This is a genomic window from Nocardia sp. NPDC060220 (genome assembly GCF_042727815.1).
Taxonomy (GTDB): domain Bacteria; phylum Actinomycetota; class Actinomycetes; order Mycobacteriales; family Mycobacteriaceae; genus Nocardia.
Genome location: NZ_JBHWZY010000226.1, coordinates 1 through 8812, shown reverse-complemented (window position 1 = coordinate 8812; position 8812 = coordinate 1). Strand labels below are relative to the sequence as shown.

The 8812-nt window shown below is 68.1% G+C and carries 9 protein-coding genes; 7 read left to right on the top strand and 2 right to left on the bottom strand.

The window, feature by feature from the left end:
• Positions 1–4 precede the first annotated feature (4 nt).
• Together ACFWF3_RS14240 and ACFWF3_RS14235 are read left to right on the top strand one after the other, a co-directional pair.
• Positions 5–1438 carry a GntP family permease gene (locus tag ACFWF3_RS14240; protein WP_378661457.1) on the top strand — a complete coding sequence of 478 codons (1434 nt, stop codon included), beginning with the start codon at positions 5–7 and terminating at the stop codon, positions 1436–1438.
• A 231-nt stretch (positions 1439–1669) separates the two neighbouring features.
• Positions 1670–2767, top strand: a complete 1098-nt coding sequence (locus ACFWF3_RS14235) for an FAD-dependent monooxygenase (protein ID WP_379314014.1) — start codon at positions 1670–1672, stop codon at positions 2765–2767.
• Positions 2768–2769: 2 nt separating this feature from the next.
• Here the strand turns inward: ACFWF3_RS14235 and ACFWF3_RS14230 are convergent, their stop codons facing one another.
• On the bottom strand, positions 2770–3669 hold the full coding sequence (locus tag ACFWF3_RS14230; protein ID WP_379314013.1) for an MBL fold metallo-hydrolase: 900 nt from the start codon (positions 3667–3669) through the stop codon (positions 2770–2772).
• Positions 3670–3803: 134 nt separating this feature from the next.
• Here ACFWF3_RS14230 and ACFWF3_RS14225 point away from each other — a divergent pair, with 134 nt between their 5' ends.
• Positions 3804–4211 (top strand): MerR family transcriptional regulator, encoded by a 408-nt coding sequence (locus ACFWF3_RS14225; protein ID WP_379314012.1) that lies wholly within the window; start codon positions 3804–3806, stop codon positions 4209–4211.
• A gap of 2 nt (positions 4212–4213) precedes the next feature.
• Here ACFWF3_RS14225 and ACFWF3_RS14220 read toward each other — a convergent pair whose 3' ends face one another.
• Positions 4214–5212 carry a helix-turn-helix transcriptional regulator gene (locus tag ACFWF3_RS14220; RefSeq protein WP_379314011.1) on the bottom strand — a complete coding sequence of 333 codons (999 nt, stop codon included), beginning with the start codon at positions 5210–5212 and terminating at the stop codon, positions 4214–4216.
• A 62-nt stretch (positions 5213–5274) separates the two neighbouring features.
• Between ACFWF3_RS14220 and ACFWF3_RS14215 the strand changes: the two genes are divergently transcribed.
• The 4 genes from ACFWF3_RS14215 to ACFWF3_RS14200 all read left to right on the top strand — a co-directional run.
• Positions 5275–5766: a pyridoxamine 5'-phosphate oxidase family protein gene (locus tag ACFWF3_RS14215; RefSeq protein ID WP_378636960.1), complete on the top strand. Its 492-nt coding sequence runs from the start codon at positions 5275–5277 to the stop codon at positions 5764–5766.
• Positions 5767–5851: 85 nt separating this feature from the next.
• A complete protein-coding gene (locus tag ACFWF3_RS14210; protein ID WP_379314010.1) occupies positions 5852–7075 on the top strand; it encodes a cation:proton antiporter in 1224 nt (407 codons plus the stop codon).
• A gap of 27 nt (positions 7076–7102) precedes the next feature.
• Positions 7103–8161, top strand: a complete 1059-nt coding sequence (gene argC, locus ACFWF3_RS14205) for an N-acetyl-gamma-glutamyl-phosphate reductase (protein WP_379314009.1) — start codon at positions 7103–7105, stop codon at positions 8159–8161.
• A partial coding sequence (locus ACFWF3_RS14200) for a bifunctional ornithine acetyltransferase/N-acetylglutamate synthase (protein WP_379314008.1) occupies positions 8158–8812 on the top strand: 655 nt, incomplete at its 3' end. The genes argC and ACFWF3_RS14200, both read left to right, overlap by 4 nt.

The window sequence follows — 8812 nt, the reverse complement described above, 5'->3', positions numbered from 1 at the left end:
TTCCATGGGCGCCACCATCGACTGGTTGCGCACCACCACCCCCGGGTTGCTGGTGCTGTGCGGTCTCGCGATCGCTGTCCTACTCATCGCCATCATCAAGGTCAAACTGGAGCCGTTCGTCGCGCTGCTGCTGACCGGACTCCTGCTGGCGCTGGCCGCCGGGCTGCCGATCTCCCAGATCGTCGGCACACCGCTGAAAGCCGGTGAGTCACTGCTGGAAACAGGCTTCGGTGGCATCCTCGGTCACATCGCGGTTATCATCGGTCTGGGAACCGTGCTCGGCGCGATCCTCGAAAGATCCGGTGGCGCCGATGTTCTCACCGACAAACTGCTGAAGATGTTCGGCGAGAAGGGCGCTCCGGTCGCGATGGGCCTGCTCGGGCTCATCTTCGGCATCCCGGTGTTCTTCGACATCGGCATCTTCGTGCTCGCGCCACTGGTCTATGTCGCGGCCAAGCGCGGCGGGCGCTCGCTGGTCCTCTACGCCATGCCGATGCTCGCCGGTCTGTCGATGACGCACGCCTTCCTGCCGCCGCACCCCGGCCCCGTCGCGCTCGGTGGGCTGCTCGGGGTGAGTCTGGGCTGGCTGATTCTCATGGGCTTCGTCTGTGGCATTCCGGGTTTCATCGCGGCGGGCATCGTGTGGGGCAGCTATATCGGTAAGCGCGTGCAGGTGTCGGTGCCCGAGGAGTTCGTTCCGTTGGAGCCCGAGCCCGAGCCCGAGCAGGCCGACGGTTCGGGTGGGACCGCGGTGCTCACGAAATCGCCGCCCTCGGTCGCGCTGATCGGCGGCATCATCGCGATCCCGCTGGTCTTGATCCTGGGCGCCACATTCGGCTACCAGCTGCTGGACAAGGATTCGACGCTGCTGCAGGTGCTCACCTTCTTCGGCACCCCGGCGGTCGCGCTGCTCATCACCGTGCTCGTCGCGTTCTATCTCCTCGGGATCCGGCGCGGCTCGACGGTGCAGGAACTGAGCACCATCACCGCCGAGTCGCTCAAACCGGTCGGCATGGTGTTGCTGGTGGTCGGCGCAGGCGCCTTCTTCGGCAAGGTCATCTCGGCCACCGGCATCGGCACGGCCCTGGCCGATACGATGTCGGCGGCGGGACTGCCGATCATCGTGCTCGCCTACCTGATCAGCTGCGGACTGCGCATCGCCCAGGGTTCGGCCACGGTCGCCATCGTCACCACCGGCGGCATCGTCGCGCCGCTGGTGGCCGAGCAGGGCTACTCGCAGATGTCGATCGCGCTGATCGCCATGGCGATCGCGGCGGGCTCGATCATCCTCAGCCACGTCAACGACGGCGGCTTCTGGATCATCGCGAAGTACTTCAACATGACGGTGAAGCAGACCCTGCAGACCTGGACGGTTCTCGAAACCATCCTGTCGGTGGTCAGTTTCGCGGTCGCGGCCCTGTTGTTCTCGATCGTCTGACACCTACCGCGAAGCCGGGCTGTCCCCACGGGGCAGCCCGGCTTCGTGTTGGGCCGAGCACGGATCCGCGACCGGCCCGGACGAAGTCGAGACCTGCCGGGCGCGCAGCCGCTGGTGCCCACGATGCACCGACTCGGCAAGAATGGGCGTCGTCTGCGACTCGCCGAACAGCGCCGAGCGCGCCTGCGAGCGGACGCCGTTCGTGTCGTACTCGAAACGAGGGAGTGTGCGATGTCCACAGCAATCGTCGTCGGTGGCGGAATCGGCGGAACGGCCGCGGCGCTCGCGCTCGTTCGGAAGGGGTGGTCGGTTCAGGTACTGGAACGGGCGCCGGAGATCGCCGACGTGGGATCCGGGATTTCCCTGTGGTCCAATGCCTTACGGGCGCTGGATGCCCTCGGTGTGGGTGACACGGTCCGTGCGCAGGGTCTGGCGGAGGTGTCGGCCGGAATCAGGGACGACCGTGGGCGATGGCTCGCACGCACCGATGTGGCGACCCTGCGCGAGCGATTCGGTGCTCCGGTCGTGATCCACCGCGCCCGGCTGCTGGACATTCTGCGCGCGGCGCTTCCGGAAGGGATGGTGCGCACCGGGATCTCGGTGCGCGAGGCGACGACCGACGGCGCGGTCGTGCACTCCTCGGGCACCTCCTCCGCCGACCTGGTCGTGGGTGCCGACGGCATTCGCAGCGTCGTCCGGCGTGCGGTGTGCGGCGAAGTCGCGCCACGCTACGCCGGCTACACCGCCTGGCGCGCGTTGGTCGACATCGACGAGCCGCTCACCGAATTCGGTGAAACCTGGGGTCGCGGCGCACGGTTCGGCATGGCCCCGCTCGCGGACGGTCGCGTCTACTGCTTCGCCGTCTACGACGCCCCCGAGAACGCCCCCGGCAGCCTCGCCGAAGTGCGCGACCGCTTCGACAACTGGCACCACCCGATCCCGGCCCTCCTCGCCGCCGCGGACCAGAACACGGTGCTGCACAACGACATCTATGACCTACCGGCGCTACCGACCTTCACCGCCGGCCGCATCGCCCTCCTCGGCGACGCCGCCCACGCGATGACGCCGAACCTCGGCCAGGGCGGCTGCCAGGCCCTGGAAGACGCGGTGGTCCTGGCCCGCTCGGCGAGCGAGCCGGACGGCCTCGCCCGCTACGACCGAGAGCGCCGCCCCCGAACCCAGATGATCACCGCCCGCTCCGCCCGGATCGGCACCATCGCCCAGCTGTCCGCGCGCCCCCTGGTCACCCTCCGCAACACGGCCCTACGCCTGACCCCCACCTCGACCCAGTTGCGTTCCATGGCAGAGATTCTCGACTGGAAGTCGTGAGGTCACATCTGCCTCGACCGCAGTGCTCGCGAGTCCTCGTGCCACGCGCACGCCGCCCGATGGTCGTGACTGGGAATGATGCGAACCGCGCTGCGGATCGCGTGCAGCCGGTGGACAGTACGCCAGGTCTCGGTGCGGTCGTTGTCGGCCAGCATGCCGGGATAGCCGGACTTCTGCCGTAGCTCCTCGGTCTGGAGGTTGTGCCAGATCGCGTCCCCCGCGAGCAGGACCGGACCGTGTTCGGTGCGTAAGAGCACACCGATGCTGCCCGGGGTGTGGCCGGACAGGTCGACGAGTAGCACCGCGCCGTCTCCGAAGAGATCGTGGCTGCGGGCGAAGGTGAGAACGGGTGGACCGTCCAGATCGTAGACATCGAGAGGTCGTTCGCGAACGGCTCGCCGCACGCCGCCGACCGGCGCCACCGGACCCTCCATCGCCCACGCGTGCTCCGGTCGGTGCAGGCGCAGTGCCAGCCCGGGGAGATCGAGCAGGCCGGCGATATGGTCCCAGTGCAGATGTGTCGGCAGCGCGAAGTCGAGGGCGTTCGCCTCGATTCCACTGCGATGCAGTGACTCGCGGATGTCGAGTACGTCCTTCGGAGGCGTCACCGCGAGCCGCAATATCCGGGGGAGTTCCACCACCGCTCGGTCGTGGACGTCGACGCAGATGCCCGGGTCCACGAGAAAGGTCGCCTTCGGATGCCGGACCACGAAAGCCGTCATCGCGGAATCGATCCGTCGCGGGGCGAACAGTCCTTCGACGATCGCTGCCGTCGGCACACTCTTGGCATTCTGCGCCAGAACTGCCAGCTCGACCGTCGTTGTGCCGCGTGGTAGGTCGTGATCGGGCAACGAGGCCAGGAACCGGCGGTCGGGTTGTCGTGGCCGCAGAGCGCCCGTCACCGCCGATCCCACGGATCGGCAACAGCGCCACAAGTCCGGTGTCGCGATCGAGTCGATCAATGGAGTCCGATTGTCGTTGTGTCCCATGCGAAGTAGGCTAAAACTTCAGGTCGACCTGAAGTAAAGGGGTGAATATGCCGCATGCCGACGAGCTGCGCCGCATCGGTGACGCCGCCGCCGAATTGGGCGTCGCCGCTCATGTCCTGCGCCACTGGGAGGACGCCGGTGTCCTGGTTCCGCCCCGCGCGCCCGGCGGGCAACGGATCTACAACGGCGCACTGATCGTTCAGGCCCGCCTCGTCCAGCTCTGTCAACGAGCGGGGCTGTCCCTGGCGCAGATCAAAGATCTTTTCGACACGAGGTCGAGGGCCCGGCGGGTAGCGCTCTTCGCCGACAAGCAAGCCGAACTGCGAGCGCACGTCGACGACCTCACCCGAACCATCGACTTCCTCGGTCACGTGCTGCGCTGTACTCACCCGATCGTCGACGAGTGCCCTGACTGCGTCGAGTTCAGCCGGCCGGGCACCTCGAAGTCGGCGTAGGTTTAGCGGTGCTCGGGCGCCTGGATCGCCGTCGAGCGCTGGTAGCGGGCGAGCATAGCTGCGGCGGTGGCGGTCATGGTCGCGCGGAGCTCGGGTGGGGTGAGGACTTCGATGTGTTCACCGAGGGGGAGCAGGGCGTGGGCCAGGACTTCGTAGGACTCGGCGGGGATGGTGATGTCGGCCCAGCCGTCCGCATCGGGGGTGCCCGTCGAGGCGAGGGCTTCGCGGACGGCGGCGGGGTCGTTCATGAGGCGCAGCAGGCTCAGGTGGTCGATGGAGATCCGGCAGTGTGCGCTCACGCGCAGCATGGATCGGGCGAACTCCTCGGCGGCGGACTGCCAGTGCTCGGCTAGATCGAAAGGCTTTGGGCGGATGAATGATTCGCCAATGTGGACTGCGGTGGCGATGCGGCTCGCCCGGTACGAGCGGATGTCGGTGTGTTCGCGGGCGATCAGATACCAGGTGCCTGCCTTCATGACCAGGCCGAGTGGGTCGAGGGTCCGTTCCACCGTGCGATCGCGGCGGCGGTAGGTGATCGCGAGGCGGCGGTCGTGCCAGAGGGCGTCGGCCACCGTGGCCAGGGTGGGGGTGTCGTCGGGGCGCTGGAACCAGCCGGGCATGTCGATGTGGACGCGTTCGGCGATGCGGGTCGCCCGGCCGCGGAGTTCCGGTGGCAGGGCGGCGAGCATTTTCAGCTGGGCGGTGGCCAGCACGGTCCCCAGGCCGAGGTCGGCGGCGGCGCCGGGGAGGCCGGCGAGCAGGACGGCGTCGGCTTCGTCGGAGGTGAGGCCGGTGAGCCGGGTGCGGTAGCCGTCGATCAGCCGGACACCGCCGCCGCGCCCCGGTTCGCTGTACACCGGAACGCCTGCCGCCGAAAGTGCTTCCACGTCCCGATACACCGTGCGCACCGACACCTCGAGCTCGCGTGCCAACTCGCTCGCGGTCGCGCCGCCGCCCGCTTGTAACAGCAGCAGCAACTGCACCAACCTGCTCGCTCGCATATTCGGAGACTAGCCGTGAAACCTGACACAAGATGTCAAGGTTGGGTCGTACCGTACGAGATATGACCACGTGGAGCCAGTTCACCGAAGAAGCACCGAGCATCGCGGCCTTGTTCCAGCGCAGGCACCAGGCCACCGGCAAACTGTGCATGCTCGGCACCCTGCGCGCCGACGGATCGCCACGCATCAGCCCGATCGAGCCGATGGTCTTCGAGGACATGCTGGTCCTGGCCGGCATGCCCAATACCCGAAAATTCGACGATCTCGCGCGTGACCCACGCTTCTGCCTGCACACCGCCACCGTCGACACCATGGTCTCCGACGGCGACGCGAAACTCTTCGGCACCGTCACGGACCTGAAGGACGAAACCGTCCACGCCCGCTTCGCCCAAAAGCTCTTCGACGACAGCGGTTTCGACATCCGCGGCGAGAAATTCGACCACTTCTACGTCGCCGACCTCACCGGAGCCTCCACCGTCGAAACCAACGACGACCACCTCGACATCACCGTCTGGAAACCGGGCGCGGGCGAAACCGTCGTCCGCAAGCACTGAGTCATCCCTGCGCGCGCGGTGGTGTGACCGATCGCCCGCGCGCGGTTTCGGGGATCGGGCATGCCGCTGTGCCACGATGACCTGCATGGATCTGCTCGCTTCCGAGGGTGTCGGCGATCCCTCGCCGATCGTCTCGCTGTTCTGGATCGCGCTCATCGCGGTGGTCGCACCGCTGCTGTCGCGGCTGGTGCGCGGGTATCTGCCGGATGTGGTGATCCTGCTGGTGGCCGGGGCGGTGGTCGGACCGCACGTGCTCGGGTGGGCGAGCAGCGCGGGCGGGGTCGACCTGGTCAGCGAGTTGGGCCTGGGGATGCTGTTCCTGCTGGCGGGCTACGAGCTCGATCCGCGGTTGCTGCGCGGCCGCTCCGGGCGGACGGCGTGGGTGGTGTGGATCGTGTGTCTGCTGTTCGCGTTCGTGATCGTCATGGTGGCGACGGACACCTCCAACGGCACCCGCGTCGCGGTCGCGATCGCGTTGACCTCCACCGCGCTCGGCACCCTGCTGCCGATTCTGAAGCAGGCGGGAATCCTCGACTCGCGGCTGGGCCGGGCGGTGATGACGCACGGCGCGGTGGGCGAGCTGGGGCCCATCGTGGCGATGTCGGTGCTGCTCACCAGTCGCGATGCGGGCAGCGCGGTGGTGGTCGTCGTGATGTTCGTGGTGGCGGCCGTGGTGGTCGGATTCGTGCCGGTGCGGATGTTCGATCGCATGCCGGATCTGGGCGCCGGGCTGGCCAAGCTGGGCGGTGGCACCTCGCAGCTGCCCGTGCGCGGGGTGGTGCTGCTGCTGTTGGTGCTGATGGTGGTCGCCGAGGTCTTCGATCTGGACGTGGTGCTCGGCGCGTTCGCCGCGGGCATGATTCTGCGGCGGCTCATCGCGGCGGGGCATCCGGATGTGGACTCCTCGCTCGAGGCCATCGGGTACGGGTTGCTGATCCCGGTGTTCTTCGTGGTGTCGGGCATGGGCATCGATGTGGCGGCGGTCGGCCGGAATCCGGCACTGTGGTTGTGGTTCGTGGTCACCATCGCGATCGCCCGCGGGTTGCCCGTCTGGCTGAGTGAGCGGTTCGTGCCGCGCGCGGACACCCTGCCAACCGCACGGGAACGCGTCGAATTGGCGCTCTTTGCCGCGACAGGCCTGCCGATCATCGTCGCGGTGACCCAGGTGGCCACCCAAACGGGCTTGCTGACCGCCGAGGTCGCCTCGATCCTGGTCGCGGCGGGCGCGACGACCGTTCTGGTGTTTCCGCTGGTCGCACGCCTGATCGGGGCGTCGGAGGCGAAGTCGGTCACACCCGCTCATGAATGAGCTTGCATAGTCGTGCATAATCATCACATGGTTGATTCGTCGGGAGGACCCGTGTTGCGGGTGGCGGTTGCCGGTGCGAGTGGATACGCCGGTGGCGAAGTGTTGCGTCTACTGCTCGGTCATCCCGAATACCGAGCGGGGCGCCTCGCGATCGGGGCGCTGACCGCCGGTTCCAACGCGGGTACCGCACTGGGCGCGCTGCAGCCGCATCTGCTGCCCCTGGCGGACCGGATTCTCGAGGAGACCACTCCCGAGGTCCTGGCCGGTCACGACATCGTGTTCCTCGGCCTCCCACACGGTCAGTCCGGCGCCATCGCGGCGGCCCTGCCCGACGAGACCGTCATCATCGACTGCGGCGCCGACTACCGGCTCACCGACGCCGCCGCCTGGGAGCGGTACTACGGCAGCCCCCACGCGGGCAGCTGGCCCTACGGCCTGCCGGAACTGCCCGGCGGCCGGGCGAAGCTCACCGGTGCCCGGCGGATCGCCGTGCCCGGCTGCTACCCGACCGTGTCGAGTGTGGCGCTGGCCCCGGCGATCGCCGCCGGGATCATCGAGCCCGCAGTGAATGTCGTTGCGGTGAGCGGTACTTCGGGTGCCGGTCGCAAACTCGATGTCGGCCTGCTCGGGTCCGAAGTGATGGGCAGTGTCCGGGCCTACGGCATCGCGGGCGCGCACCGGCACACCCCCGAGATCGCGCAGAACCTGAAAGCCGCAGGCGGCGTGGATGTCTCGGTGTCGTTCACGCCGGTGCTCGCCCCGATGCCGCGCGGCATCCTGGCCACCTGCACCGCACCGACGAAGGTCGATGCCGCGCAGGCGCGTGCCGTCTACGAAAAAGCTTATGCCGAAGAACCTTTCGTGCACCTGCTGCCCGAAGGCGTACTGCCGCAAACCGGTTCGGTGCTCGGATCCAACGCCATCACCCTGCAGGTCACCGTCGACGCCGACGCCGGTCTGCTCGTGGTGATCGGCGCGATCGACAACTTGACCAAGGGCACCGCGGGCGCCGCGGTGCAATCGATGAATCTGGCCGTCGGATTCGACGAGACCGCAGGACTTTCCACCGTAGGAGTGGCACCGTGACGACCCCTGATCCGCAGACCCCGGACCACGGCAAACTGATCCACACCCAGGGCGTCACCGCGCCACTGGGATTCCGCGCGGCGGGCATGGCGGCCGGTATCAAGGCCAGCGGCAAGCCCGACCTCGCGCTGGTGCTCAACGAGGGCCCTGAATACGCGGCGGCCGGCGTCTTCACCAGCAATCAGGTCAAGGCCGCGCCGGTGCTGTGGTCGCAGCAGGTGCTGAAGACCGGTCGTCTGCGCGCGGTGATCCTGAACTCCGGTGGCGCGAACGCCTGCACCGGCCACGGCGGTTTCCAGGACACCCACAAGACCGCCGAGGAACTCGCCGCGGCACTGAGCAATTGGGGCACCGAGACCGGTGCGGGCGAGATCGCGGTCTGCTCCACCGGTCTCATCGGTGACCGCCTGCCGATGGACAAGCTCGTCCCGGCGATCACCGAGATCGTGCACGAGATGGGCGGCGGCATGTCGGGTGGCTCCGACGCCGCCCACGCCATCATGACCACCGACACCGTGCCGAAGGAGTCGGCATTCCACAGCGAGGACAAGTGGAATGTGGGCGGCATGGCCAAGGGCGCGGGCATGCTCGCGCCGTCGCTGGCCACCATGCTCGTCGTGCTCACGACCGACGCCGTGGCAACACCGGAGC

Excerpts from the sequence above, each read along its gene's own strand:
- ACFWF3_RS14240 (WP_378661457.1), top strand. The coding sequence starts at position 5 with ATGGGCGCCACCATCGACTGGTTGCGCACCACCACCCCCGGGTTGCTG.
- ACFWF3_RS14235 (WP_379314014.1), top strand. The coding sequence starts at position 1,670 with ATGTCCACAGCAATCGTCGTCGGTGGCGGAATCGGCGGAACGGCCGCG.
- ACFWF3_RS14225 (WP_379314012.1), top strand. The coding sequence starts at position 3,804 with ATGCCGCATGCCGACGAGCTGCGCCGCATCGGTGACGCCGCCGCCGAA.
- ACFWF3_RS14220 (WP_379314011.1), bottom strand. The coding sequence starts at position 5,212 with ATGCGAGCGAGCAGGTTGGTGCAGTTGCTGCTGCTGTTACAAGCGGGC.
- ACFWF3_RS14215 (WP_378636960.1), top strand. The coding sequence starts at position 5,275 with ATGACCACGTGGAGCCAGTTCACCGAAGAAGCACCGAGCATCGCGGCC.
- ACFWF3_RS14210 (WP_379314010.1), top strand. The coding sequence starts at position 5,852 with ATGGATCTGCTCGCTTCCGAGGGTGTCGGCGATCCCTCGCCGATCGTC.
- argC (WP_379314009.1), top strand. The coding sequence starts at position 7,103 with ATGGTTGATTCGTCGGGAGGACCCGTGTTGCGGGTGGCGGTTGCCGGT.